The sequence below is a fragment of the Herbidospora yilanensis genome, assembly GCF_001570565.1.
Taxonomy (GTDB): Bacteria; Actinomycetota; Actinomycetes; order Streptosporangiales; family Streptosporangiaceae; genus Herbidospora; species Herbidospora yilanensis.
Window position 1 is genome coordinate 290,245 of record NZ_BBXE01000013.1, and the last position, 26,407, is coordinate 316,651.

Here is a 26,407-nt window from a genome sequence, read left to right on the forward strand (position 1 = left end):
TGACCCCGTCAGACCTGGGGGGAGGGCGCTCGTGCGTCAGCCTGCTCCGGACCTGACCCGGTCGAGCGCCTGTTCGGCCTCGGCGGCCAGGGTGGCGACGAGGTCCTCGGCCGAGGGGAGATCGCCGATGAGGTCGACGGCCTCCCCGGCCCAGACGGCGGGCGGGACGGCGCCGCTCGCCATGTCGTCCTTGGCGACCTGCCTGGTCTCCCCCGTGAGCTCGGCCTCTCTGCCGTGCCATCGGTCGATGTACGGGTGGGCGAGACTCCGGCCGTCGTACTTCTCCGGCCAGTCGACGCCCTTGACGATGTCGAGCACGCTGCTGCGCTCGGTCTGCCCACCCTGACTCTCGACGATGGCCGCGGTGATCGCGGGATCGACGATCGCCTCGGCGGTGGCCTGGAAGCGGGTGCCCAGCAGGGCCCCGGCCGCCCCGAGCACCAGCGCGGCGGCCACCCCGCGCCCGTCGGCGATCCCCCCGGCCGCCAGCACCGGCGTATCGCCCGCCAGGTCGACGACGGTGGGCACGAACGGCAACGTCGAGCGGCCCCTCCGCGCGCCGTGGCCGCCGCTCTCGGTGCCCTGGACCACGATGACGTCGGCCCCGGCGTCCAAGGCCTGCTTCGCCTCGGTCAGGTCGGTGACCTGGATCATCAGCAGTGCCCCCGCCCGCCTGATCGGCTGCAGGAACGGGGTCGGGTCGCCGAACGACAACAGCACCGCCGCCGGGCCGAACTCCAGGGCGTATTCGACCCCGGCCACGTCGGCCGCCCAGCACACGAACCCGACGCCCCACGGTTCCCGGGTGCTGTGGGCGACGATCGGCAACTCCCGTTCGAGCCAGTCGCGGACCCCGAATCCGCCGCCCACGAACCCGAACCCGCCACCGCGCGACACGGCCGCCGCCAGCTCCCCACCGGCCGAGAAGGCCATGGGCGCGGACACGATCGGCTGCCGCACCCCGACCAACCTGGTGAAACTCGTCGTCAATGCCATGTGATCATCATGACCCGGCGTCATTCGGGTACCGAGTAGCGCTCCTCGATCGGTTCTCCGCCGCGCCTTCCGTCGTTGAGGGAGGTGATCGCGCCGCTGAGGCGGTCGGCCAGGTGGGTGATGGCGGAGACGGTTCGGGTCGTCGGGTCGTCGTCGTCGCCGCCCATCGCCTTCGCCCGGCGGTAGGCCGCCTTCACCTCCTCCCACCGGACCTTCTGCTCGTCCGTCAGCACCCCCCGCAGTTCCGCCAGCTTGAGCAGGTTCGCCTCCGCGCCGGAGGTGAGGGTCTGCGCCTCACCCAGGTAGTGGTCGTCGATGACGCCCTCCAGCTCGGCGTCGGTCAGCACCGGCACCACCCGCTGGGCGAGCTTGTTCATGTTCCGGTACGACCCCTGCAGCAGGAACGGCGGCTCGGTCCGGCTGGCGTCGGATTGGGCGGCCGAGGCGATGTAGGCCCGGTTGTTGGCCAGCACCACCTCCTGCAGCCGCAACATCTTCCGCAACACGCTGAGGATCTGGTCGAGTTCGACCGTGCTGTAGGGATGCGAGAGCTGGTCGGCGCTGCCCTCGCCGCGCGCCAGCCGCACCAGCTTCTCGACCTCCCCGTGGTCGGACACCGGAGCCAGCACCGAGTTCGCCGTCAGCGCGTTCTCGATGTAACTCAACGCGAAAAGGTCGTCCTTGCCGCTCAGCACCTCGCCCAGGTTCCACACGTCGGCGCGGTTGGCCAGCATGTCGGGCACCCGGAACACCTGGCCCGACTCGGTGTACGGGTTGCCGGCCATGCAGACCGCGAAGCGTTTGCCCCGCAGGTCATACGTCCGGGCCGTGCCGTTCCACACGCCTTCCATCCGCCGCTGCGCGTCGCACAGGGAGATGAACTTCTGCAAGAGCTCAGGGGAGGTGTGCTGGATGTCGTCCAGGTAGAGGAGCACGTTGCTGCCCATCTCCAGGGCGAAGGAGATCTTCTCCACCTCCGACCGGGAGGTCGCGTCGGGGGCGTCGGCGGGGTCGACCGAGGTCACCTCGTGCCCGAGGGCGGGACCGTTGACCTTGACGAAGACCAGGCCCAGGCGGCTGGCGACGTACTCCATCAGGGTCGTCTTGCCGTATCCGGGCGGGGAGATCAGCAGCAGCAGGCCCATCCCGTGGTCGAGCTGCTTGGCCAGGTTGTCGCCGATCAGCGGCAGGTACACCTGGTCGATCAGGGCGTTCCGGACGAAGGAGTCCATGACCTTGGGGCGGTATTCGTCCAGGCGCAGGCGTTTCTTCTCGGCGGCGACCAGTTCGGCGCGGCGGCGCTGGTAGTCCCGGTACGCCGGGACCCGCTCCGCCCGGAAGATCCTGGTCCGGGCGAGGAACTCGTCGAGCCGGATCTCCATCGACCGCCCCCGGATGCGGGGGTGCGCGCCGAGCAGCCCTTCGACGACGCCGTCCAGCGTGGCGGCCGACTCGTAGCGCGGCAGGTCGCACAGCAGGAGCGAGACGACTTCCGGCGAGACCTCACCCTTGCCGAAGGCGGCCAGCCAGGCCCGCGCGAGCTGGATGCGGGCGGGCAGGTCCAGTGTCGACAGTTCGGCGGTGAACGCGGCGAAACGTTCGGGTCCGAGGGCTTCGCGGAAGGCGTCGAGGAAGGACCGGGCCGCCGTGGAGGTGACGAATCCCGCTGGCGGGGAGGCGAGTTCCTCGATCAGGTAGTCGGCGGCGAGGGAGGCGGGTCCGTCGAGACAACCATGGGCCTCGATCGCCGAAGCGAGCTCCTCGGCCAGCGTGTTCAGCGCCTCGGTGCCACCGCCGAACAGTTCCCTGGCCCGAGTGAGGGACTGGGCCCTGATCTCCCACGTCGCCGAGGGGTTGCCGTGCGCCCAGAAGAACTGCGCCGTCGCGCGTGCCGACGGCAGGTGGCGCAGCAGGCCGGCCGAGGCGTGCAGGCGGGTCACGACGTCGAGGATGCGCACGGTGTCGTGGTCGTGCACGCCGCGCTCGTAGCCCTCGTCGTAGCGTGACTCCGCGGCCCGTCGCACGGCCTCCGCGGGATCCCCTTCGACGGGGAACAACGACGCCGCCAGATATTCGGCCCGGTAGACCTCCGTCGTCTCCGACACGAGCAGTTGGTCCCAGAAGTGCCGGGTGTCGTCGAAGCCGGTCACGGGGGCGCGGTAGTCGGTGCCGGTGACGGCGAACGACAACGATCCCTCGTGGGGCACCAGGGTCAGGTCGAGCGGCTGGGTGTTGACGGCGAACCGGTGGCGGCCCAGTTTGACCGTGTCGCCGTCGAACAGGTCGGTGCGGTCCTTGAGGGCGCGGCCGGCCTCCTGGCGGGCGGCGCGCACCCGGCCGTCGAGTTCGTCGGCGCGGACCGGATCGCCGAGTTCCCGCAGGTCGGCCGCCACCGCGCGGAGCTTCGCCACCATCGGGTCGGCGGCGAAGTAGGCGTTGACCTCGTCCAGCGAGGCCAGCGTCGCGGAGCGGCGGCGCACCGTGCCGAGGATGCGGTCGGCCGACTCGGCGAGGCGGTCGGCCCGCCGCGCCCGGTCGTCGAGGAGGGTCTGCTTGCGGGCCGAGAAGGCCTCGTAGACCTCTTCGCGTTTGCGTTCGAGCTGTGCGAGGAAGTCGTCGAACTCGCCGAAGCGCGACTCCAGGCCTTCGATCTGGAGCAGCAGCCGGCCGAGGCGCTCGTCGCACTTCTCGGGGGTGTCGGCGCCGGTCAGCCCGGCCGTCACGGCCTGGCCGAGGAGGCCGAACTCGGCGGCGAACTCGGCCCGGCCCTCGGCGTCGAGCAGTTCGCGCCGCCGCGCGTCGAGGGTGGCGCGCACGCGGTTGATCTCGGCGAGGACCGCGCCGACCTTCTCCAGGATGACGGTACGGGCGGTCGCCTCGACCTCCAGCGTGCCGACCACCTCGATCAGCGCCTCCAGCCCGTCGGACTGGGCGGCCAGCCGCTCCGACAGCGGCGCCGAGAGGGCCACGGTCGTGATCGCCTCGGCCTCCTCCGCGAGCGCGGAGACCGTGGCGTGGAAACCGGCGAACGCGTCGTCGCGTTGCAGGTCGGCGACCACCTGGGCGGCGGTCTCGGTCACCTGCCGCGCCACGGCCGAGGCGAGCGCGTCGAGGGCCGGGAGGTCGGCGTACCGGCGTTCGCGCAGTGTCACCAGGTGGCCCTGGGTCTGCCGCAGTTCGGCCAGCCGGGTGACGCCGGTCGAGCGGATCCCGGTGAAGCGGTCGCGGGCCTCGGCCACCGCCCGGGCGGCGTCCTCGGTCAGGCGCTGCACGTTCTCGAACTCGTCGAGCACCTGCTCCGCCGTCGCCCGCAGGGCCGCCAGCGGCTCGGCGAGGTCGTGTTCGCCGAGCCAGTGGTAGGCGTCGGAGATGCGGTCGCAGCCGGCGATCAGCGCCTCGAAGACGGCCTGCGCGGGCGCCATCTCGCCGACCATCCGGGCCACCGACAGGCAGTCGGAGATGCCCCTGACCAGCTCCCCGTTGCCGATGCGCTCCAGCGGGCCGGTGCCGACCGGGGTGGCCGACTCGACCGCGAACGGGGTGTCCCACACCTGCATCGGGTGCACCCGCGACGGCTCGTCGGAGGTCCCCCGGAACACCACCAGCGTGCCGTCGTCGAACAACGAGTAGCCGTGACACGGCAGCGGGTTGGCGACCTCCTTGCGGATCACGTTGTACGGAAGCAGGAGGTATCGCCCCTCCTCCCGCGCGTGGAAGACGTAGAGCACGTCCTCCTCGCCCTGGATGGCCCGCTCGAACTCCAGCGCCGCCACGTCGGTCTCGAACGTCTTGGCCACGCCGGTCGTCAGGTAGTAGCCGCCGGGGAAGATGACCCCCTGGTCCTCGGGGAGCCGCCGGCAGGCCTGCCCGATCCCGTCGAGCCTGGTCACGCTCCTGGTACGGGTGTTGAAGACCAGGTAACGCCAGTCGGTCTCCTTGTAGGGCCGGATCTTGAGCAGGATCAGCGGCCCGACCCGCGCGTGGAACACGTCGGCGTCGGCGAGGCTCTGGAGCCGCTCGGTGACCGGTTCGGAGTAGACGCCCTCCCCCGACTCGGTGTTGTTCTCGACCTTGATGGTCAGGTCGCCGCCGACGGTCTCGACGAACAACTCGCCGCCGATGGAGATGTGCGGGTGCCGCCCGAGCACGTGGTCGTCGCGGGTGGTCTCGACCCACTCGAAGTCGTGGGAGGGCGGCAGGACGTGGTCGCGCTCGCCCCGCGAGTCGAGATAGGACAACGCGCCGTCGGCCGCCATCGTCCAGCGCAGCACCCGGACGTCCTGCGGCCCGGTCTGGAAGATCGCCAGGAGCTTGCCCTCGATCTTCCGCAGTTGCAGCAGCCGGGTGTCCTTGTAGTAGCGGTAGAGCTCGGCGAAGTCCTTCTCGAAGGCCGGGTCGCCGAGCACGCTCTCCGAGCCCGAGAAGGTGAAGGCGTCGCCGTCGCGGGAGAAGCGGTGGAAGGAGAAGACGTCGGAGACGCTGGTCCGCGGGCGCAGGCCGATGAACACGTTGTAGCCGAAGATCATGGTGTCGCCGGCGGAGACCACGTCCCGGGGCACGCAGTTGTTCTCGGTGCGGATGCGCTCGGTTCCCACCAGCCGCATCTCCGAGCCGCCGAACACCGCGAGGCGCCGGGTGTTGAGCTCCCCGGCCCGGCCGGCCAGTTCCTTGGCCTGCTCGGCCAGCCGGGCGCGGAGGATCTCGTAGGTGCCGGCGTCGAGCCCGGTCATCCCCAGGGTCACTTCTCGACCGGGGTGATCGCCGGGCCGCCGCCGTTCTTCATGAGGGTGGCGAGGAACGCCGACACGGTCATGTCACGGACGGCGCCCGAGTCGACCCCGGACACGATCTTGGCGAGGTCGGCGCTGAGACTGGCGTCGCCGTTCAGGTAGGGGTCGGCGAGGGTGCGGGCCACCTCGGAGTTGTCGACGAAGCCGTCGATGCTCTTGCCCATGGTCACCGCGCCGACGAGCTTGTCGAAGAAGACGCTGTCGCCGCCGACGATGTCGATGTTGGCCTTCGACAGACCGGCCGACAGGACCTCGGCCTGCGCCTCGGCGACCCTGCGGTGCACCTCGACCCCGGCCAGGCGGATCTCCTTCTCGGCCTCCAGCCGCAGGCGGTACTCCTCGTGGACGCGGCTCGCGTCGGACATCGCGGCCAGCGCGGCGGCCTTCTCGGTGAGACCCTCGGCCTCGGCCTTCAGCTTCTCGCCGACCATCATCGCGGCGGCCACGGCCTTGGCCTGCTCGCCGTCGGCCTCGGCCTTCAGCCGCTCGCGGGTGCCCTCGGCCGACGCCATGGCCTTCTCGCGTTCGACGATCGCCTCGGCCTTGCCGACCTTCTCGATCGCGGCGGCCGTGCGCTCCTTGACCTGCACCTCGGCCAGGCCCGTCGCGGCGGCCTCGGCCTGCACGCCCTCGGCGAGGCGGATCTTGGCGCGGGCGTCGAGCTCGGCGGCCTGCTGGCGCGACTCGGCCAGCACCAGCGCCTCACGCGCCCTGAACTTCGACGCGGCCTCGGCGGCCTCGGCGGCCTTGATGTCCTTGACCAGGTTCTCCTGCGCCTCGGCCTCGGCGGCGATGATGACCGACTGGCGGGTGCGCTCGGCCTCCTCGACGACGCGCAGGCGCTTGATCTGCTCCTCCTGCTCGGCCACCGTCTTCTCGACCGCGATGCGCTCGCGCATGACCTCGGCGATCGAGCGCTTCTCGACCTCCAGTTCCTTCTCCTTGGCGATGCGCGACAACTCGGTCTCCCGCTCCCGGGCGATGACCTCCAGCAGGCGGTCCTTCTCGATGCGCTCGCTCTCGATGGCGATCACGCGCTCGCGGTTCTTCTCGGCGACGGCGACCTCGCGGGCCTTGTTCTCGCTCTGGACGCCGATCTGCTCGTCGGTCTTGATCGCGGCGGCCTGGGCCTTGAGGCGCTCCTCGGCGCGGACCCGGGAGATCTCCGCCTCCTCGCGGGCCCGCATGGTCTCGACCTCGCGCTTCTGCTTGATCTCGGCGTCGGCCTGGCGGCGCTCCAGTTCGAGGATGGCCTCCCGGGCGTCGACGTTCTGCCGGGTGATCTCCTTCTCCTCGTTGCGCTGGAACTCGTTGGTCCGCACGTGCTCGATCGCGGTCAGCTCGGTGATCTTCCGGATGCCCTGGGCGTCGAGGATGTTGGCCGGGTCGAGCTTGGACAGCGGCGTCTGCTCCAGGTAGTCGATGGCCGCGTCCTCCAGCGAGTAGCCGTTGAGGTCGGTGCCGATGACGCGGATGATCTGGTCGCGGAACTCGTCGCGCTGGGTGTAGAGGTCGACGAAGTCGAGTTGCTTGCCGACGGTCTTGAGCGCCTCGGAGAACTTGGCGTTGAACAGGGCCTGGAGGGTCGACTCGTCGCTGGCCCGGGCGGTGCCGATGGCCTGGGCGACCTTCACGACGTCCTCGGCGGTCTTGTTCACCCGCACGAAGAAGGTGATCTTGATGTCGGCGCGGATGTTGTCACGGCAGATCAGGCCCTCGTGGCCGGACCGCTCGATCTCGATGGTCTTCACCGAGATGTCCATGAACTCGGCCTTGTGCAGCACCGGTAAGACCACGGCGCCGGTGAAGGTGACGTCGACCCGGCGCACCTTCGACACGATCAGGGCCTTGCCCTGCTCGACCTTGCGGAACAACCGGCTGACCACGATCACCAGTGCGATGACGACGATCAGGACGACCGCGATGAGTATGCCGGCTCCCGCCGAGATGACGTCCATGACTACAGGCCCCCTTCGTAAGGCATGACCCAGAAGAACTCGCCTTCCGCGTCATATTGGAAGATCAGCGCGGCCCCGCCCGCGCGGAAGACGTCGACGCCGGTCTGGCGCACCTGGATGACCGAGGTCGAGCCGTCGACGGCGCGGATCTCGGCCTGACCGAAGTCGGTGGAGACCGACTGGGTTCTGATGACGCAGATCTGCCCGACGAAGTCGTGCCGTGAGGGCACCTTCTCGGGCGCGGGCGTGAGGCGGCGTACCAGGAACGCGGCCCCGAGGCCCAGGACGAGCGCGGCGGCCAGGACCACCCAGCCGAGCGCCGGAAACAGCACGGATCCGGCCAGCGCGGCGAACCACCCCGTGGCCACGAACCCGGAGACCTCGGCCGCGGGCAGACCGTCGAGGTCGACCACGCCGAAGGCCACGAGCAGCCAGAACCCGATGACGACGATCAGCGCGAAGCTGAACAGGACAGCCGGGAAGCCTAATGCGGCGTCCACGAAATCGCGCAACTTCTATCCCCTTTACGGCATTTGCGCCGTCCCCTCTTGCAAACGTGGAATCTATCAGCGCGGTTCCGCAGGGAATAGGGTTATTTATGCCGTACGCCCCCGCCGCGCGACGGCCCAAACCCCCAGCGCCGCCAGCGCGGCGATCTCCGTGAACACCAGCCCGCGCTCGACCGCCCCGAGCCCGACCGGCATGGCCCGCCACCAGGGGATCCCGTCGCGGGCGGCGGTGTAGCCGACCAGCACGATCCCGGCGATCCACCCGACGGCCCCGAACCCGAGCGCCGCCGCCACCTTCGCCATCGTGTCGCGCCACGGCCGGGCCAGCAGCAGCACGGCGACCGGCAGGCAGACGAAGGCCACCACGCTGCCGACGCGGTGCACCGAGCCGGAGAACGACGGCCCGACGGACCAGTCGTGCTTGGGGAAGGTCGCCACGACCAGCAGCCCGAGGCTCCACCCGGCCAGGGCGACCAGGCCCAGCGGCCGGGCCCGGCGCTGCGCGGCGAGGGTCGCCCCGATGCCGAGCGACCCCAGCGCGATCAGCGCCACCGAGACGCCGAACAACCAGGCGTGCTCGCCCAGTTGGTGTTCGCTGATCGTCCGGCGGGCCAGGTCGATGCCCGAGGAGAACTCCAGGGTCAGGATGGCGGCCGCGGCCACGGTGATGGCACCGAGACCGGCCTGGGCGGGAACGCGCATGCTCTCTAAAATGCCACCATGCTCGTGGTGCAGCGGGTGCTGACTCGCTGGTCCAAGGCCGGTCGCGGTGCGGCCGCGGCCACGCTGCGGGGGTCGCTGCCGGATCGGGTGCCGCTGCCGGCCTGCACGGGAGACGCCGTCTTCCACGACGTGGTGCTCTCACCGCGCGCCGAGACGCTCCGGGAGCTGACCCTGCCCGCGACGGTGGCCGGCCTGCGCATCCGGCCCGGCGGCCGGGTGTCCCGGGCCCCCGTGCTCGCCTCCCATCCACGCGACCGGCGTCCGGTCGACCTGTTCACCCTGGCCCCCGGCCAGCGGGCGCGTTACCGGGCCAACTTCCGCTTCAGCGGATACGGCCTGGAGTGGCACTACGAACAGTGGACGGTCACACTGGCCCACGACGTCGGCCTGGAAGGCGCGTTCGACCACGAGGTCGACGACCGGGTCAGGCTCTATCCCTGAGGGTCTTCAGGGCGCGGTCGGCGTGGTCGGTCATCATGACCTCGTTGTGGATGACGTCGAGGACGCGGAAGTCGGTGCCGATGACGAAGGTGATCCGCCGGGTGACGAACGGCCCCACGGCGACCGAACGGCGCACCCCCATCTGCTTGGCCACCAGACCGTCCTCGTCGGACAGCAGCGGGTAGTCGAGCCGGTTGGCCTCGGCGAACATCTTCTGCCGTTTCACCTTGTCCTTGCTGATCCCGACGCGGACCGCTCCAGCGGATTTGAATTCGGCGGCCAGGTCACGGAAGTGACAGGTCTCGGCGGTGCACCCGGAGGTCATCGCCGCCGGATAGAAGAAGAGCACCACGGGCCCTTCCTTGAGGAACTCGCTCAGGCGACGGGTCTCCCCGTTCTCGTCCGGAAGCGCGAAGTCCGCGACGAGTTCACCGATATTCATGCCTCACTTTCTACCAGTGCGGGGTGTCGGGAATCATCCGCCCGAACCACCACATCCGCCCAATCCTGCGGCCGGACCTCCTCGGCGTACCGCTCGAAGGCGGGCAGGGTCCATTTCTCCTCGGTACGCCGCTCCAACGCCTTCTTCGACAGGCTCAGGTGGACGGAGAAGTCGATCGGCAACCCCTGCCCGAGGAGCAGCGGCCCGTCGAGGACGACGACGGCGTTCTCCGGGAGGACCTGGTAGGGCGCGCGGGTGGCCCGGTCTCTGACCGGGTCCCACAACGAGGGGACGACCCGGCCGGTGCCGCCCGGTTCGAGCGGCTGGAGGACCTCCCGCGTCAGGCCCTTCACGTCGAGCCAGCCGTCGTAGTAGGAGTCGGGGTCCTGCCTGCCGAACTCGTAGCGGAGCGACGCGGCTCTGAGGAAGTCGCGGGCCGACACCCTGAGGACGTGCCGGTGGACCCTCAGCCGCGCCGCGATCCGGTCGGCCAGCTCCCCCGGCCGGGCCGCGTCGGCACCGTCGACGGCCACTCGCACCCACCCGGGCCGTTCGGAGATCGTCTCGGCCAGTTCCGTGACGAGCCCCTCGACGGAGACCGGTCGTACACCCATCAGGCCATCATGCCCCGGTGGGGAAGTCTGCTGACAATATGGGGGCAGTACCCCCATGTATGGGGGGAACCTCCCCCCAATACTGCTGGACGTGAGCGATTCGGCCGACCTTCCGCAGTTCCCCGGTGTCCTGGACACCGTGCGCGCCTGGCTCTCCTCCGCCGATCCCCGGCCCCTCGTGCTGACCGGGCCGCCCGGCAGCGGCACCGCGGCGTTGCTGGCCCGGCTCGGCGAGCACCTCGCCGGAGAGCCGTCCGTCGTCGTCCGCGACGACCTCTGCGACGACCCCGCCCGGTTGCCGGCGCGGCCGGGTCTCCGCGTGATCACCCGGGCCCGCCGCCGGCACGACGGGCTGCTCTCCCTTCCGGTGCGGCCCCTGCGCGGCCACGGCCCCGACAGCGAGGTGGTCCGGTACTTCCTGCGGTGCCTGCGCCGCCACGACCCGACCGCCGTCGTCGCGGCCGAGGACCTGTCCCAGGTGAGCGAGGTCTGCGCGGCCTCGTTCGGGCTGTCCGCCGACGTCGACCTGCTGGCCGGGCTGGTCGCCCGCTACGGCCTGGCGGCCGTGCGCGACGCGGTCGCCGAGGACCACCAGCGCACCCGGCTGGCCGGGCTGCTCGGCGACGCCCACGGCCACCACGACCTGAGCGGCGACGAGATGGTCGTGCTGGCCTCGATCCTGGCGCTGCCGGGCGGGGCGAGCGAGAACGTGCTGCGCCACTCGTTGCCGCGGTGCGACATCGGCGGGCTGACCGCCTCCCTGGTCGAGCGCGGCCTGGTGGTGCGCGCCGAGCCCCGGCGCTGGCACCTGCGGGTGAGCGGCTTCCCGGCGGCGAGCTGGTGCGCCGCGCGGCCGGAGGTGTCGCTCGACGCGATCCGCCAGGCGCAGGCCGACTACCTGTCGGGCCAGGTCGCGCGGCTGGCCGCGGGTGTCTTCACCGACCACCAGCGGGCCGTGTTCGCCGAGTTCGACCACGAGCGGCGCAACCTCAACGCCGCCGTCGCCGAACTCGTCGGCGGCGGCCGGTACGCCCAGGCCGTCGCCCTCATGCGGGACGCCCTGCCGTTGCTGGCCCGCACCTCCGGCGTGGCCGGGCTGCTGCCGCACCTGCTGCCGGTCATCCGCAGGTACGCGCCCGCGACCCCGGCCGAACGGCACACGTTGTCGCGGCTGGCCGTGCGGGTGTTCGCGGCCGGAGGGGAACAGGAGGCCGCCGCCGTCTGCTTCGACGCGCTGCCGGAGACCGACCCGGACGTGCCGCTGCTGGCGGCCCTCGTGCACGCCGTGCCCGACCCGGAGGAGCTGGCCGCCTGCGTGCGGACCGCCCGCGAACAGGGCGACGCGGTCCGGCTGGGCGAGTCGGTCGGCGAGTACGTCGCCTGCCTGGCCCGGCTGCGCCGGTTCGACCGCGCCGACGCCGAATGCCGTACCGCCCTGTTCGAGGCGATGTGCGGCGGGGACGACCACGCCGCGGCCTCGTTGCTGCTCTGGCGCGCGGCCGCCGCCACCGCCCTGGCCACCGGCGACAGCCGCCTGTACGTCGAACGGGCCCTCGCCAAGCTGCTGCCCCTCGGCCCGGCGGCGGCCATGTCGGCCATCGCCGCCGTGGTCGACGGACGCCACCAGCGCGACCTCCAGCAGAGCGCCGTCGACCTGGCGATGGTCGCCGGGTCGCTCGGCCGGGCCTGCGCGGCCGAGACGGAGCGTCCGGTCGAGGTCGGCGGGCTGCTGACCGGGCGCATCGGCGTCCGGCCGCTGCGCCGCTGGGTGACGGCGGGAGAGGGGGTCGACCTCGCCGACCTGCTGTGCGAGATCCTCCAGCGCAGGTTCGGCGACGACCCGGCCGCCCCCCGGCCGGTGCCGCAGGGCTCCGTCGACCCGAGGGTGCTGCGGGAACGGTCGCGGCTGACCGCCCGCGAGTCGGAGGTCGCCGGGCTGGTCGCGACCGGCCTGACGAACAAGCAGATCGCCCGCCGGTTGCGCATCTCCGAGTGGACGGTGGTCAACCACCTGCGCCAGGTGATGCGCAAGCTCGACTGCGCCTCCCGGGTCCAGGTCGCCCGCTGGGTGCACGATCTGGAGGCCGGGTCAGCCCGTCTCGAACCGGCCGACGGCGACGGTGTGCAGCAGGGCCGGGTCGACCAGCGAGGCGAAGTCGGCCGTGACGAGGTCGGCGTCCAGCGCGGCCAGCAGCCCGAGGTGCCGGTCGACGTACTCCGGGGGGTCGATGCCGCACGAGAGGAGTTCCGCGTACTGCTGGGTCACGGCCAGGGTGGACTCGTACAGTTCGGGCGCGGCGGCGAGCATGCGGTCCCTGACCCGCGTGACCAGCCCCCCGTCGACGTCACCCTCGCGGAGCTGCGTTAACACCCGGGTGATCGCCTCGGCGGCGGCGGGGGCGCGGCCGGCGTCCACGAAGCCGCTGACGATGAACACCCCGCCGGAGAAGAACGGCATGAACCGGGCCTCGATGCCGTAGCTGGCCCCCATCCGGCCGCGCAGTTCGCGGTTGAGCAGGGAGTCGGGGCCGCCGCCGAGCAGTTCGCCCGCGACCCGGGCCGACGGCCAGCGCGGGTCGAGCCGGTCGACCGCGAAGCCGCCCAGCACGAGCCGGGTCTGGGGGCCGCCCCGGCCCGGCCGGTGCGTGCGGCCGGGCGTGTCCGCCGGGAGCGGCGGGACGTCGGCGAGGGGCAGGTCGTCCCCGGCGGGCACGCCGGCGAACGCCTTCGCGGCGGCGTCGGCGGCGCCGGTCCCGGCCAGGTCGCCGGCCACGACCAGGGTCATCCGGGCGGCGCCGGGCACGACGGCGGCGACGTCGTCCAGGGTCAGCGTGCGCCAGACCGCCTCGGTGCCGCCGAGCGGGCGGCCGTACCGGGAGCCGGGGGCCAGCACCGACTCGTGCACGAGTTTGTTGCCGAGCGCGATCGGGTCGTCGGACTCCATGGCCCGTTCGGCCACGACCTGGCGGCGCAGCGCCTCGAACGAGCGGGCCGTCGGCGTGAAGGGGTGCACCATCGCGGCCATCGCCTCGAACAACCGGGGCAGTTCGGCGGCCGGGCAGTCGCCCATGACGATCGGGCCCCGGTGCCCGCACCGCGTGGTGACCATCCCGCCCGCCAGGGCGAGGTCGCCGACGGTCCCGTCGCGGTGGTGCGGCGCGTCGGCGTTGAGCAGCGCCGCGTACGCCGCCACCACCCCCTCGGTCTCCGGGCGTTCGACCGCCGTGGTCGGCAGCAGGATCGACAGGGCGGCGGTGGCGACGTGCCGTCCGGGCATGTCGGCGAGCAGCACCCGCAGGCCGTTGTCCAGCGTGAACGTCTCCGGCTGCGGGAAACGCCAGGTCACAGGATCCATGAGGGTTCTCCGGCGGCGTGGAAGGCGACGACCGACGGCCGTGCCATCGGCCCGGCGGCCAGCGCGGCCACCTCGGCGTTGGTGACCCGGCGGACGGCGTCGAGCCGCGTGGTGACCCCGGCGGCGTCGCCCGACCAGGCGTGTTCCCGGCACAACTCCTCGGCGAGTGTGCGGGCGGCCCCGAGGGCCCCGAGTTGTTCCCTGATGCGCAGGGCCTTGGCGGCGGCCAGCACGTCGGGCGGCAGCCCGTCGCGGGCCACGGCGGCCAGACGGGCGGCGACGTCCCGTTCGAGCGCGGCCAGGTCGGCCGAGGCCGGGACCGACAGCTTGACCAGGCCGATCGACGGGCCGAGCGCGCACCGGGCGTGCTGGCCGAGCGCGCCGAGCAGGCCGGGCCGCGAGCCGAGCACCGACCAGGGGGCGCTGGCCAGCGCCGCCATCACCACCTCGGCGGCGGCCGATCCCGGCGGCAGGGCGAAGGTCAGCCGCACCATGGACGTCGGCTGGCCCTCCTCGACGTCCTCCCGCGCGCCCAGCGGCTCCCCGGTGACCGGCGGCGGGGCCGGCCGGCCCGAGGGAAACCCGGCCAGGTGGTTCCCGGCGATCTCCACGGCCGCGTCGGGGTCGGCCGCGCCGACGACCGACACGACCAGCCGGTCGGCGCCGTAGTGGGCCTCCACGAACGTGGCCACGTCGTCGGGCGTCACGGCGGCGACCTCGGCGGGGTCGCCGACCGGCGGGCGGCCCGCCGGGTGGTCGCGCCCGAATAACAACCGCAGGCCGCGCCGCAGCCCCGACCCGAACCGGCCGGGTTCGTCGCGTTCGCGGATCTCCTCCAGCACGATCCGGCGGTGTCCCGCCAGCACGTCCCCGGTCACGCCGCGCCGGCCGCGCCGCACCCGGTCGCCGGCCTCGGCCAGCATCGCCGGGAGGGTGACCGCCGGGCCGGTCGCCACGTAGTTCGTGGACTCGTAGCCGGTGGTGGCCTGCGCCGAGCCGTTCTCGGACATGACGTGCTCGACCACGTGAGCCAGGCCCGACCTGCCGATGGGGTCGTGCAGGGAGCCCGCGCCGTGCCAGGCGTTGACCGCGACGAAGCCGAGCCCCGGGTCGGGCCGCACGACCAGGGTCGCGCCGCCCGGCAGCCGGCGGGTGACCAGCCCGTCCATCACGCGCCCACGGGGGCGGGGGCCGCCTGGGCGTGCACGAACGCCTGGTAGGCGGGGCTGGCCGACGACAACGTGCCGTGGTCGCCCACGGCGGTGACGCGGCCGGCGTCGACGACCACGATCGTGCCGGCCGCGGCGACCGTCGACAGGCGGTGGGTGACCATCACCACGGCCCGGTCGCGGCCCAGGTCGGCGAGCAGGTCGGTGAGCCGCCGTTCGTTGACGCCGTCCATGTGCGCGGTCGGTTCGTCGAGCAGCAGGATCTCGGCGTCGGTCAGCAGGGCGCGGGCGATGGACAGGCGCTGCTCCTCGCCGCCGGACATCTGGTCGCCCGCGCCGAGCACCGCGTCCAGCCCGGCGGGCAGGGCGCGCACGGCCTGCTCCAGGCCGACGTCGCGCAGCGCGGTCCACAACTCGTCGTCGGACGGGGCGTCCGACCGGCCCAGCGTCAGGTTCTCGCGCACGGTCATGGACAGGATCGCCGACCCCTGCTCGACCAGGGCGACCCGGCGGCGGGCCTCGGCTGTCGGCCACTCGTGGAGGGGCGCGCCGAGGAGCTCCACCCGCCCGGCGTCGGTCTCGACGAAGCCCTCCACCACGTTGAGCAGAGTCGACTTGCCCGCTCCCGACGGTCCGACGATCGCCAGCACCCCGGTGCGCGGCACCTCAAGAGACACCCCGTCGAGCACCGGCTTGCCGCCGAGCGACACCACGACGTCCGAGAGCCGCAGCGCCGGCGCGCCCGGCGTCACCTCGGGCGCGCGGGCCGCCCCGGCCGGTTCGGTCTCCGCGCCGAGCACCTCGTCGACCCGCCGCGCGGCGGCCTTGCCGACCGCGATCCTGCCCGCGCCCTGCGCCAGCGCCATCAGCGGGTTGACGAGCTGGAACAGGTACATCAGGAAGGCGATGAACGCCGTGGTCTCCAGCGCGCCCGAGGCCAGGCGCACCCCGCCCACGGCGAGCACGCCGATGATGGCGACCTGCTGGCCCAGGCCCATCAGCGGGCTGATCGCCGCCTGGGCCCGCGCCGAGCGCACCGCCGACGCCGCCGCCTCGCCGATCTCGTTCTCCAGCGGGGCGATGGCCCGGTCCTCCGCCCGGTACGCCTTGACCGTCGTCACCATCGTGAACACCGACTGCGCGGCCTGGGCCAGCCGGCCGAGCGCGGCCTGCTGCGCCTCGGCCGCCCGGCGCATGCCCGCCAGGAAGGCCCTGATGGCGATCGCGGCCACGACGAACGTGCCGACCGTCACGGCCAGCATCACCCAGTCGAGGATGCCCATCACGATCAGGTACGCCGTCACCATCACCGCCGAGACCGGCATGACCGTGACGCCCGTGTCGGTGATCGCGCGCATCTGGGCGGCGTCGGGCCCCATCCGGGAGACCACCTCGCCCACGCCGATCCGCCGGATCACCGGCACCCGCAGGCGCACCGCCCGGCGCACCACGGCCAGGCGCACGTCCTCGATGGCCCGTTCCCCGGCCGCGCTCAGCAGGTAGGACGACCAGCCTCCGGCGAACGCCCCGGCCAGCACGATCACGACGAGCTGCGCCACCGGCCAGACGACGTCCCCGCCCGTCCCGCCGATCACGCCCAGGATGCGGGCGATCAGCAGCGGCGTGACGATCCCGGCCGCGGCCGAGACCAGGGCGAGCACCACCGAGGCGGCCAGCCGGCCCCGCCGCGCCCTAACCGACCGGGACAACAACCCGAGTGTCGGCGACTCCGCCATCGGACCCTCCCCTCGCGCGCACGGCGGCGAAGATCTCGCGCAGGTCGCGCATGCACTCGTCCTGGCCGTACATGTTGTTGACCGAGCTGGGGTTGACGACCACCTCGTCCACCCCCAGGTCGTGGTACTTGGCGATCTCGTCGGCGATGTGGTCGGGGTCGCCGTAGACGTACACCCCGGCCTGGACGAGTTCCCTGGCGCCCGACACCGGGTCGGAGGCGTCCACGTCGAGGCCCGCCCTGCGCAGCATGTCGGTGTAGTGGGGGGCCGACAGGTGGCTGATGCTGCCGTACTGGGCCAGCAGGTTGGCCGACCGGCCGGGCCGGGCGACGGCCGCGTGCACGACCGACACGATGCGCGGCGGCGGCTGCACCCCGGCCGCGCCCTGCGCGACGGCCGGCATGACGACGTCCTCGATGTACTTGAGCGGCGTCAGCCACGTCATCGCGAGGTCGCCGCAGCGGCCGGTGACCCGGGCCATGGCGGGCCGCAGCACCCCCGCGCCGATCTCCACCGGCGGGCAGTCCATCGGCGGCAGCGCGGCGTCGACGGTGAAGTGCTCTCCCTTGTGCCGCACGTGCTCGTTGCGGGCCAGCCGGCGGGCGACGTCGATGAACTCGCCGACGATCGCGGCCGGTCTGGCGTACGGCTCGCCGCGCAACTGCGTCACGTACTGCGGGTAGGCGGCGCCGTAGCCGATCGCCACCGGTTGTCCCATGAGCCGGGCCAGCGACCGGGCCTGCAACGCCGCGTCGTACGGGTGGCGCAGCACGATCAGCCCGACGGCCATGCCGATCGAGATCCGGCAGCCCGTCCCGGCCAGGTAGGCGACCGCCGGGTGGGACTCGATCCGCAACGACTGCCCGAGCCACAACCGCGCCGCGCCGATCTCCTCGGTCAGCCGGCCGTACGGGACGATCGTGTCCGGGTCGGTCGGCTGGTGCGGGAACATGAACGACACCTTGCGCGAGCTCACGACGCCACCTCCACCAGCGGGCTGTCGGCGTTGCGGTGCGGCGCGAGCGGGTCGGCGTTCGCCTCGGCGAGCGCCTCGGCGACGGCCTCGGCCAGGTCGCGGCCGTCGAACAGGTGCCGCGCCACGCCGTCGGCGACCGCCATCGTGCGGTGCTGGCCCAGGCTCATGCGGTCCCATCCGGGCCGGGTGTCGCGCGGCTCCCAGCCGTACGCGACGCCGTCGGCGATCGGGCTGGTCATCACCGAGTGGGCCGGGTTCAGGCCGGGCAGGTTCCGCACCGCCGCGACGAGGCCGCCCACGGCGTGCCACGACTCCTCGGTCAGGTAGACGACGATCGCGTCCCGCCTCGGATACTGGTCGGCCTTCGCCAGCACCTTCGCCCGGTAGGTCGCCCCGGCGCCCTCCAGCCGACTCAGCACCGCGTGCCACACGGCGGGCGCCATCGACGGCTCGTCGACGTGCAGGTAGATCCGCAGCATGTGGCCGCCGGCCCCGTGGCCGCCCGCCGAGCCGTTGACCAGGAAGAACCCGGGAGAGAGCGTCGGCCTGATCGCGGGCAGCTCCAGCGTGGTGCGGGTGCCGATCTCCGGCAGCGGCGTCGGGCTCTCGCCCCCGGGGATGCGCAGGCGCACCCGGCCGACGTCGAAGAGCACGTGCCGGCCGAGCGGGCCGTCGATCATGGCCGACCGAACGACCGCCGGGGTGCGGCTGGTGCGGTGGGGGGTGGCCTCCCGCAGGAGGTCCTCGAAGTCGTAGTCGCGGCGCGGGTCCCACTCGCCGGTCCTGACGGCCGAGCCGCTGTGCCAGTGGCGGTAGAGCACCGGCCCGAGGTCCTGGCGCAACCGGGTGCGGTTGTCGCCCGTGACCGTCTCGTCCCCGACGGTCACCGACCGGGTGTCGGGGTCGAGGCGCAGGTCGCCGAGCAGGTGGTCGAGCCGGTCGAGGAGACCCTGGTGGGCGATGGTCATGATCAGTTCTCTCCAAGGCCGATGGTGGGGGCGAACTTCTCCGGCGTCGTGAGCGCGTTGCGGCCGATCCCGGCCATGCCGCGCTCCACCGCGCTGAGCCGCGCGCCGTGCACGGCGCCCGCGAGCAGCCGGTCGAAGAAGTGCCACCCGATGTAGCCGGTGGCCCGCACGGCCAGGCCCTCGTCCGGCTCGGCGACCTCCCGGTAGCCCTGCCAGAAGCGGCGGATGTGCTCGCGCACGGCCGACAGGTGCCGGTCGCCCGCGGCGACGATCGCCTCGTGGGCGGCGCCCGGCGACAGGCCCGTGTCCAGGTCGAGCTCGCGGAACATGCGCGCCACCGCGTGGTGCACGAACTCGCCCGCGAAGGCCCCGACGTCCCGGGCCGGGTCGTGGTGCCGGAACTCCTCCCAGTCGATGACGTACAGGTCGTCGCCGGAGCACAGGAACTGGTCCAGGCGCAGGTCGCCGTGGGTGACGGTGGCGGGGGCGGCGGCCGAGACCCGGTGCAGCGCGGCGAGCGCCTCGACCAGCACCTTGTCGTGCTGGAGCAGCGCCCACGCCTCGACCTCGCCGCCGCTGCAGTTGGCGTAGTCCTCGGGGCTCAGCGCGTAGAAGGCGTTGGCCCGGCGGTCGTCGGCCGACTCGGGCAGGTCCTCGGCGCGCGGCAGCGAGTGCACCTCGCCCAGCACCCGGCCCATCCGGTGGGCCAGCTCGACGTCGAGCTCCCCGGCCGCCAGCAGGTCGGAGGCGGCGCGGGAGTCCGGCACGTACTCGAAGACCAGCAGGCATTCGCCGGCGTCGGCGCCGTGGAAGGCCGGCACCCGCAGCTCGGCCGTCGCACGGCCGGCGATCAGCCGCTGGAAGGCCAGCACCCGGTCCATCCGGGCGGCGGCGTGCGCGCGGTCCCCCCGCAGGCGCTTGACGAACAGGTCGGGTCCCTCGGCGGTCGGCACCAGCCAGTTGTCGTTGCGGCCGAGGAAGCCGCGCATGCCCTCCACGATGGGCGTGGCCCCGCTGAGCGAGGCGACCGCCTGGACGAACTCCTCCGGGCGCGACACCGGCCGGGCCGCGACCAGCCGGGTCGTCTGTGTTTCCTCTTTCACGTCCATGCGCCGAAATCTATGGACGCGGAAAGGCCCCGCGACATCCCAGGAAAGCACCGGCAGCAGGCATATGGCAGATGCCTGACAGATCCTTGCCGGCCGGTGTTCCCGAATGGCAGTCGGCCGGTGACGCGGGCGCGCAAATCCTCGTCATTTCGCCAGGACCGGCGGCCTAGTTTCCTTTGTTCCGAAGGAAGGAGATCTCATGTCCAGCGAACTCATCGCGGGATACGCGAACTACGCCAGCACCGAATCGGTCCTGAGCGAGAACACGACCGCCGAGTGGTGGCCGATCACGTCGTACACCGTCACGCTCTCCACGACGACCACCTCGATCTGGATCTGAGGGGCGCGCCGTGTCCGAGCTGATCGCGGGTTACGCCAATTACGCCAGCACCGAGGCGGTGCTCCAGGAACGTTCCGAGGCCGGCCGCTGGATCGAGTGGACCCTCTGGTTCACCGTCACCATCTCCGTCACCCCCACCTCCTCCCTCTGAACCTGCTGAGAAAGGAAGACCATGTCCGAGCTGATCGCCGGTTACGCCAACTACGCCTCCACCGAGGCCATCCTCCAGGAGCGGCAGCTCGCCGCCCGTGAGCCCGAGACCGGCCTGTTCACGCTCACCATCACGATCTCGCTGACCATCACGGTCACGATCAGCCTCTGACCAGGAGGTCCCGATGCACGAGCTCGTCGCCGGATACGCGAACTATGCCTCGGCCGAGGCGATCCTGCGGGAACAGGCCGCCGGGCGTGTTCTCGAAGCGGGTCTCTTCTTCTCGGTGACCTTCAGCTTCACCCACAGCAATTCCATCTCCTTCTCCATCTGACCGAAAGGAAACGGGCGAATGAACGACCTCATCGCCGGATACGCCAACTACGCCTCCACCGAGGCCATCCTGCACGAGCGGCAGATCGCGAGCCGCGACGCCGAATCGATCAGCGCGACCGTGACGGTCACCTGGACCCTCACCGTCTCCTGGTCCTACTCCTGGTCCTACTAGGAATCGCGCAGCACCGCGGCGTGGTCCCCCAGCGCCCCCCGGTTGGAAAGCCCGGTCTTGGCCAGCAGGCTGGCCACGTGCTTCTCCACCGTCCGCGGTGAGATGAAAAGTCGTCGGCCGATCTCGACGTTGCCGAGCCGTTCGGCGAGCAACATCAGAACCTGGTGCTCGCGCACGGTCACGCCGAGGTTGCGCAGTTCGCCGGGCACCCCCTCCCGCCCGGGCCGACGGTACGACACCGCCGCCCCCGCCTGGCGCAGCAACGTGCGGCAGGCCGCCGTCACCGCCGTCACGCCCGCCTCGTGGAAGTGGTCCTCGGCCGCCCGCAACCACACCACCGGCTCGCCCCATCCGTCGGCCAGCGCGGCCTCCGCGACCAGCCGCGCCCCCAGGTGCGCCGCCTGCGGGAACGGCTCCCCGGCCGCCCGCGCCTCCGCCATCGTCCGCCCGGCCGCCGCGTGCTCGCCCCGCCCGCCCAGCAACACCGCGCGGGCGAGCAGCAGGAAGTGCCGGTTCCACCGCAGTTCGGCGGCCGGCTGGGCGTGCACGGCCGCCCAGTCGTCGAGGGTGAGCTCGCCGGCGAGCGCGCCCAGCAGCACGGCCAGGCCGTAGCGGCCCGTCATGTAGTAGAGCGTGGGATGTTCGTCCTCCCACGCGCGTGCCCTGGCGAGCAACTCCGCCGCCTGGTCGCGGTCCTCCTCCAGCAGGGCGCAGAACGCCTGGCAGAGGCCGTACACGACCGGGGTGTGCAGGCTCTGCTCACCGCCCCACCTGCGGAAATCGGCCAGGGCGTGCTCCATGGCCTCGCGCCGCCCCTGGTGGGCGGCCAGTGTCGCCTGCGCCATCAGCAGATACTGGGTGTAGGCCGTGTGCCCCAGCCGGATCGTGGTCTCGACGCACGCGGCGGCGGTCTCGGCGGCGCTCTTGTACTCCGCCCGCAGCACCCGCGTCATCACCAGGGACGCCTCCGCGCTGTGCACCAGGCTGATCGCGCCCGCCTGGGTGGCCGCCCGCAGCACCTCCTCAAGCGGATCGCTCTCCCCGGTACGCATGTTGTGGTTGGCCGCCAGCCGGTACATCGCCCGCAACCGCCACAGGCTCAGCCCGTGCACCTCGGCGATGGCCTTCATCCGGGTCAGGCACCGGTCGGGCTCGCCGAACCCGTGCACCCTGGTCAGCATGGCCAGCCGCTCCCACGCCTGGCAGGCCACCTCGGGCAGCGGCAGCCGCTCGGCCACCTCGGCGGCGCGTCGCGACAGCGCCTCGGCGGCGGCCATCTCGGCCGGCCCGGCTTCGTTGACGCCGTGGTCGGGGAACAACAACTGCGCCTCGATCACGTCGATCGCGGCGCCGCGCGCCTCGTCGGGCAGGCTCTCCAGCGACCGCCGCACGGCCGCCACGTGGGCGCGCCCGGCGGGCAACTCGCCGATCTCGGCGGCCACCCACGCCAGCTTGGTGCGCAGGTCGACCTCCTGCCACAGCCCCATCGACAGGTCGTCGGACGCGCACTCCCTGGCCAGCTCCAGCGCCCGGTCGGCCCGGCCGCCCTCGGTCAGCGCGTGCAGCAACCGCTGGAGCGTGTGGGCCCGCGCCGGGGCGGGGCCGCCCTCCTGGAGCCGGTCGGCCCGTTCGAGCAGGGTCGCCGCGACGTCGGCGGCGCCGCCGTTCAGGTAACGTTCGCCCGCCTCGGCCAGCAACGCCCCGGCCGTGTGGACCTCACCGGCCGTCAGCCGCAGGCTCGCGGCGATCTGGAGCCACTCGTCCGGGAGCCCCGGATACAGGCGTTCGACCGACCGGGCCGCCTGGCGGGCCAGCCGGGCCCGCTCCGCCGGGATCAGCTCCGCCGACAACGCCTCGGCGGTCAGGGCGTGGCGGAAGGCGTACCATTCCCCGGCCGGTTCGTCGGGCACGACGAGCCGCGCCGTGGTGGCCGCCCGCAGGATCGCCTCGACCCCCCGGTCGTCGAGGCCGGAGACGTCCTGGATGACCGGCACCGGGAAGCGGTTCCCGAACACCGCCCCGGTCAGCAGCAGCTCGTGCGCCGCCGGCACGAGCGTCGCCATGCGCGCCGCGATCCCGCGCGCCGCCGAGTTCGGCCCCCGCGCGCCCGGGTCGTCTTTCAGGGCGTCGACGAACTCCTCGACCAAATACGGCACGCCGTCCGTCTCGGCCACGAGGCGGTCCATCACTCCGTCCGGCAGCACGTCCGGCAACTCGTCCGGCCGTGCCAGGCAGGCCGCGACGAGCCGGCGGGTCTCGTCGGGCGACAGCGGCGGCAACTCGACGACCTCCGCCACCTGGCGGCGGGCGCAGTCGTCGGCCACGGTCCGCGCCGGGCCGGCGTGCCCGCGCAGGTTCACCAGGAGCAACGCCGGCACGTCGGCGAGGTTGTCGGCCAGGTATTCGACCACGCCCAGCGTGCCCGCGTCGGCGTCGTGCAGGTCCTCCAGCACCAGCACGCCGCCGCGCGACTCCCGTCCGAGAACGGTCAGGAGCCGCAACACGGCCTCGGCGAGGATGACCGCCGACTCCAGCCGCCGCGCGCCCCCCTCCTCCCGCCACTCGGGCACCAGCGTCGTCAACGCAGGGAGATAGGGCCGCAACAGCGGATCGTCGGGCGGCCTGCGCGACCGGGCGAGCGAGAACAACGCCTCGCTCAGCGGCTTGAACGGGATGTCCGCGCTGACCGCGCTACCCCGCCCGCGCAGGCTCACCAGCCCCAGGTCACCGGCCCGCCGGAGCACCTCCGACGTCAACCGGGACTTCCCGATGCCGGGATCGCCGACCAGGAAGACGGTCTTCCCGCGACCGTCCCCGACCTGCTCCAGACACCTGTCGAACAGCGCTTTCTCGGGTTCCCGCCCGATCAGGACCGGCGACCTGGACACGTTACTTGTGCGACACCGAGACGGGGTTGACGGGGTCGCCCTCAAGTCCGAGCGCGATGGTCGCGCCCGCGGCGGTGTCGGGCGACTTAAGGATCAGGGTCGCGCCCGCGGTCAGCCCCGCCAGCACGAGCGCCCGGGTGAGCGGCCTGATGTTGGCCAGCCGCGCGCCGGCCGCGAGCACCGGATTCTGCTCAGTGTTCATCTGTTCTTCGTCGCCTCTCGAAAGGGGTGCAGCAACAGCACCGATGGAATCTGTCCGGGCGCGGCCAGCCGCAGCAGACCGTGCCCGATCCCGGCCAGCCCGAGGAGCAGGCCGGGTGTGGAGACGTGGCCGGGAGTGGCGCATCGTGCTCCGTGGCGGCGCAGGGACGCGAGCACCGAAGGGCCCTCACGTTCCTGGAGTTCGGGCACTCCGAGCCTGCCCACACGTCCGTGGCACAGGCTGTCGTCGGGCAGGAGCACGCTGGGCGGGGCCGTCCGGCGGGTCAGCAGCCCGCCGCACCAGGTGTGGCCCTCGACCGGGCCGATCGGGACGTCGAGCCCGTACCGGCCGAGCGCCCAGGCGATGCCGGCCCGTCCGAACGCGAAGCCGTCGGGCAGATCCGGCGGCAGGTCCCGGCCGGTCAGCAGGTCGGCGCAGGCCGCCGCGACCGTCTCCGCCCCGATGGCGAGCATCGCCGCCAGGCACCCGGCCAGCCCGTCGTGCACGTCGAGGGCGCTGCGCTCGGAGATCGTCGCCTCGGCCAGCTCGACCGCCCGGCCGGACCACGCGAGCACCTCCGCGTCGCCGAGCAGGTGCCCGATCTGGGCCAGGCCGTAGGCCATGCCGCCCAGCCCGCCGAACCCGCCGCACCCCACGATCTCGGCCAGCAGCGGTTCGGCGGCCAGGGCGTCCAGCAGCGCGGGCGACGGGGAGAGGGCCTGCCGCGCGGTCTCCAGGAAGTCGCCGCGCCCGGTGACCGTGCCGGCCTGGGCCAGGAACAGCGCCACGCCGAGATAGCCGGAGGCCAGACCGCCGCCCAGGGGCATGACGGCGAGGCCGCCCTCGTCGTCGGCCTCCAGCCCCAGCCAGTTGACGGCCGCGCCCCGGCGGTGCGCGCTCGCGAGCAGTTCATCGGCGATCTTGACGGCCGCCGCCAGATAATCTCCGGTCTCGGCTTCGGACGGCTGATCGGGGCGTGGCGGATCGCCATCGACCCCCTTCGGGTCATGGCTTGGGGCCCCCGCCCGCGTTGCCAGTGACGCGCGAATGATCCACTCCTGCTTGCCCCGGTCGGCAGGCCCCAGCCCCGTCAGCTTCTCGCCCACCGATTCACGGCCCGTGCGGGCCAACTTCCACGGCACCCCGATGCCGTCCCCAGCGTAGATCGTAAGGGAATCCGGCGATGTCCAGAAATAGGGGACATCGCATGAATTTATGCCCTCTGCCTCGAACGGCGCCGCCGCCCGCTGGAGGGCATCGTGCCCCGACAGCTCCATGAGCAGGGAAAGTGCGCGCTTACCTGAGTCGTCAAGGGCGGATTCCCATAACAGCTCGGAATAGATTCGGGTGGGCCGCAGAAGCAGTCGCACCCGCATGGGCCCGAACCGGGGGAACAACAACCGGTCCAGGTCGTGCCGCCCCTCCGCGATGGCGTCATAGGCCGCGCGAAAGCCACCGACCAGGTCGTCCACGTACGCGGCGGGGTCGGCAGGCCGCCCGTCGAGCCGGGGACGATTGGCGGCCCCCGCGAACGGACGCGGCCCGCGCACCGGCCGCATCAGATCGGTGTCGCGGTCCTCCCACACGATCCCCGAATAGGCGTGCACCCCTGGGTCGCCGCCCAGCGCCGAGACGTCCTGGACCGCCTGGTCGCCGATCAGCAACCTGGGCAGAATCGCGGTCCGGTCGACCGAACGCACGAGCGCGTCGTGGGCCGGATCGGCCGCGTCCGCGCTCAGCACAGGGTGGAACAGCGTCTCGGCGTCGACGACGACGGGCTGGTCGCCGGCCGCGACGACGTTCTCGAAATGGAGGTCGATCGTGTCCAGCGCGTGCGCCAGCGCGAGCAGCGCCCCCATCCGGCGATGGAACCGCGCCACCTCCGCCGCGGACGCGCAGGGCCGCGCCTCGGCGAACTCGACCCAGCCGTGCTCCTCACGGGCGACGACCCGGAGCGTACGCAGCCCGAGGCCGGGCACCCGGCCGTTCAGCCAGCCGATCGCGGCGTTCAGGCACAGATGCGCCTCGACCGGTCGCGGCCGGTAGACGACCCGGGCCCCCGAGGCGAACCGCACCACCGAGACCGACCGGCCACCGGAATGCGGATCACCGGCGGCCGAGAACGCCACCGGCCCTCCCGCTTCTCCCGGCATCAGGCCGCGCACGGCCCTCTCGTCCCGCCGGAACCGGTCCAGCAACTCCATCGCGTGGCGTAACGCCAGGTCGGCCAGGTCGGCCACGGCCGGGTCCGGCTCACGCGCGGCCCGCCGGGCGAAGCCGGCGTACCTCTCCTCCGGCGTCGCCCCCGGCAACTCGCCCCGATCTCCGGCCTCGGCCAGCCGTACGGCCAGCGCCGGCGCGGCCCGCTCCGACAACCGGCCCACGAGATCCGCCGCGAAGGCCTCGGCGAACGCGGCCGCTCCGGGATACGCGGCCACCAGCCGGTCGGCGGCACGGCGGGCGACGGGTTCGACGACGGCGGAGAAAGGGTGCGTCACGCCCGCGATTATGTCGACCTGAAGTCCCGGAATG

The 26,407-nt window shown here is 72.6% G+C and carries 22 protein-coding genes and 1 pseudogene; 7 read left to right on the forward strand and 16 right to left on the reverse strand.

Annotated features, from left to right (window positions below; all coding sequences use genetic code 11):
- Positions 1-36: 36 nt before the first annotated feature.
- From AW273_RS01420 to AW273_RS01440, 5 genes are all read right to left on the reverse strand, one after another.
- Positions 37-996 (reverse strand): NAD(P)H-dependent flavin oxidoreductase, encoded by a 960-nt coding sequence (locus tag AW273_RS01420; RefSeq protein WP_062344391.1) that lies wholly within the window; start codon positions 994-996, stop codon positions 37-39.
- A 20-nt stretch (positions 997-1,016) separates the two neighbouring features.
- Entirely contained in the window at positions 1,017-5,726 is a 4,710-nt protein-coding gene (locus AW273_RS01425; RefSeq protein ID WP_062345359.1) for a DNA repair ATPase, read from the reverse strand.
- A gap of 8 nt (positions 5,727-5,734) precedes the next feature.
- Positions 5,735-7,744, reverse strand: a complete 2,010-nt coding sequence (locus tag AW273_RS01430; protein WP_062344394.1) for a flotillin family protein — start codon at positions 7,742-7,744, stop codon at positions 5,735-5,737.
- A gap of 2 nt (positions 7,745-7,746) precedes the next feature.
- On the reverse strand, positions 7,747-8,256 hold the full coding sequence (locus AW273_RS01435; protein ID WP_062344396.1) for a hypothetical protein: 510 nt from the start codon (positions 8,254-8,256) through the stop codon (positions 7,747-7,749).
- An 84-nt stretch (positions 8,257-8,340) separates the two neighbouring features.
- Entirely contained in the window at positions 8,341-8,955 is a 615-nt protein-coding gene (locus AW273_RS01440) for a DUF998 domain-containing protein (protein ID WP_062344398.1), read from the reverse strand.
- Positions 8,956-8,973: 18 nt separating this feature from the next.
- Here AW273_RS01440 and AW273_RS01445 point away from each other — a divergent pair, with 18 nt between their 5' ends.
- Entirely contained in the window at positions 8,974-9,417 is a 444-nt protein-coding gene (locus AW273_RS01445) for a hypothetical protein (protein WP_062344400.1), read from the forward strand.
- Here AW273_RS01445 and AW273_RS01450 read toward each other — a convergent pair.
- The gene (locus tag AW273_RS01450; RefSeq protein WP_062344401.1) at positions 9,401-9,859 is read right to left on the reverse strand and encodes a peroxiredoxin; all 459 of its coding nucleotides are present in this window, start codon (positions 9,857-9,859) and stop codon (positions 9,401-9,403) included. The genes AW273_RS01445 and AW273_RS01450 overlap by 17 nt on opposite strands.
- On the reverse strand, positions 9,856-10,473 hold the full coding sequence (locus tag AW273_RS01455) for a nucleoside/nucleotide kinase family protein (RefSeq protein WP_062344403.1): 618 nt from the start codon (positions 10,471-10,473) through the stop codon (positions 9,856-9,858). Before AW273_RS01455 ends, AW273_RS01450 begins: the two co-directional genes overlap by 4 nt.
- A 1,660-nt stretch (positions 10,474-12,133) precedes the next feature.
- Here AW273_RS01455 and AW273_RS38350 point away from each other — a divergent pair.
- Positions 12,134-12,529, forward strand: a pseudogene (locus AW273_RS38350) (helix-turn-helix transcriptional regulator); the annotation flags it as partial.
- 33 nt (positions 12,530-12,562) lie between these two features.
- Here AW273_RS38350 and AW273_RS38355 read toward each other — a convergent pair.
- Genes AW273_RS38355 through lxmK form a run of 6 tightly spaced genes read right to left on the reverse strand, consistent with a single transcriptional unit; the run spans position 12,563 to position 19,786 of the window.
- Positions 12,563-13,828 (reverse strand): M16 family metallopeptidase, encoded by a 1,266-nt coding sequence (locus AW273_RS38355; protein ID WP_083949426.1) that lies wholly within the window; start codon positions 13,826-13,828, stop codon positions 12,563-12,565.
- On the reverse strand, positions 13,816-14,997 hold the full coding sequence (locus AW273_RS01465; protein ID WP_062344407.1) for a M16 family metallopeptidase: 1,182 nt from the start codon (positions 14,995-14,997) through the stop codon (positions 13,816-13,818). Before AW273_RS01465 ends, AW273_RS38355 begins: the two co-directional genes overlap by 13 nt.
- The gene (locus tag AW273_RS01470) at positions 14,997-16,733 is read right to left on the reverse strand and encodes an ABC transporter ATP-binding protein (protein WP_083949427.1); all 1,737 of its coding nucleotides are present in this window, start codon (positions 16,731-16,733) and stop codon (positions 14,997-14,999) included. Before AW273_RS01470 ends, AW273_RS01465 begins: the two co-directional genes overlap by 1 nt.
- Positions 16,690-17,709, reverse strand: a complete 1,020-nt coding sequence (locus tag AW273_RS01475; RefSeq protein ID WP_062344411.1) for an LLM class flavin-dependent oxidoreductase — start codon at positions 17,707-17,709, stop codon at positions 16,690-16,692. Before AW273_RS01475 ends, AW273_RS01470 begins: the two co-directional genes overlap by 44 nt.
- Positions 17,706-18,677 (reverse strand): T3SS effector HopA1 family protein, encoded by a 972-nt coding sequence (locus AW273_RS37730; protein ID WP_062344413.1) that lies wholly within the window; start codon positions 18,675-18,677, stop codon positions 17,706-17,708. The genes AW273_RS01475 and AW273_RS37730 overlap by 4 nt, the downstream gene beginning before the upstream one ends.
- Positions 18,678-18,679: 2 nt before the next feature.
- On the reverse strand, positions 18,680-19,786 hold the full coding sequence (gene lxmK, locus AW273_RS01485) for a class V lanthionine synthetase subunit LxmK (protein WP_062344414.1): 1,107 nt from the start codon (positions 19,784-19,786) through the stop codon (positions 18,680-18,682).
- A 199-nt stretch (positions 19,787-19,985) separates the two neighbouring features.
- Here lxmK and AW273_RS36870 point away from each other — a divergent pair, with 199 nt between their 5' ends.
- Genes AW273_RS36870 through AW273_RS36890 form a run of 5 tightly spaced genes read left to right on the forward strand, consistent with a single transcriptional unit; the run spans position 19,986 to position 20,785 of the window.
- Positions 19,986-20,126: a hypothetical protein gene (locus AW273_RS36870; protein WP_157555514.1), complete on the forward strand. Its 141-nt coding sequence runs from the start codon at positions 19,986-19,988 to the stop codon at positions 20,124-20,126.
- A 10-nt stretch (positions 20,127-20,136) separates the two neighbouring features.
- The gene (locus AW273_RS36875) at positions 20,137-20,277 is read left to right on the forward strand and encodes a hypothetical protein (RefSeq protein ID WP_157555515.1); all 141 of its coding nucleotides are present in this window, start codon (positions 20,137-20,139) and stop codon (positions 20,275-20,277) included.
- 21 nt (positions 20,278-20,298) lie between these two features.
- Positions 20,299-20,448 (forward strand): hypothetical protein, encoded by a 150-nt coding sequence (locus AW273_RS36880; protein ID WP_157555516.1) that lies wholly within the window; start codon positions 20,299-20,301, stop codon positions 20,446-20,448.
- Positions 20,449-20,461: 13 nt separating this feature from the next.
- On the forward strand, positions 20,462-20,611 hold the full coding sequence (locus AW273_RS36885) for a hypothetical protein (protein WP_157555517.1): 150 nt from the start codon (positions 20,462-20,464) through the stop codon (positions 20,609-20,611).
- An 18-nt stretch (positions 20,612-20,629) separates the two neighbouring features.
- A complete protein-coding gene (locus AW273_RS36890; RefSeq protein WP_156045245.1) occupies positions 20,630-20,785 on the forward strand; it encodes a hypothetical protein in 156 nt (51 codons plus the stop codon).
- Here the strand turns inward: AW273_RS36890 and AW273_RS01490 are convergent.
- From AW273_RS01490 to AW273_RS01500, 3 genes are read right to left on the reverse strand one after another with little or no spacing between them, the layout of a single operon-like run.
- Positions 20,782-23,673, reverse strand: coding sequence for a helix-turn-helix transcriptional regulator (locus AW273_RS01490; RefSeq protein ID WP_062344415.1), 2,892 nt, complete (start codon positions 23,671-23,673; stop codon positions 20,782-20,784). The genes AW273_RS36890 and AW273_RS01490 overlap by 4 nt on opposite strands.
- Position 23,674: 1 nt before the next feature.
- Entirely contained in the window at positions 23,675-23,875 is a 201-nt protein-coding gene (locus AW273_RS01495) for a hypothetical protein (protein WP_062344416.1), read from the reverse strand.
- Complete coding sequence (locus AW273_RS01500; protein WP_062344418.1) at positions 23,872-26,373, reverse strand: type 2 lanthipeptide synthetase LanM family protein; 2,502 nt, start codon at positions 26,371-26,373, stop codon at positions 23,872-23,874. Before AW273_RS01500 ends, AW273_RS01495 begins: the two co-directional genes overlap by 4 nt.
- Positions 26,374-26,407: the final 34 nt, after the last annotated feature.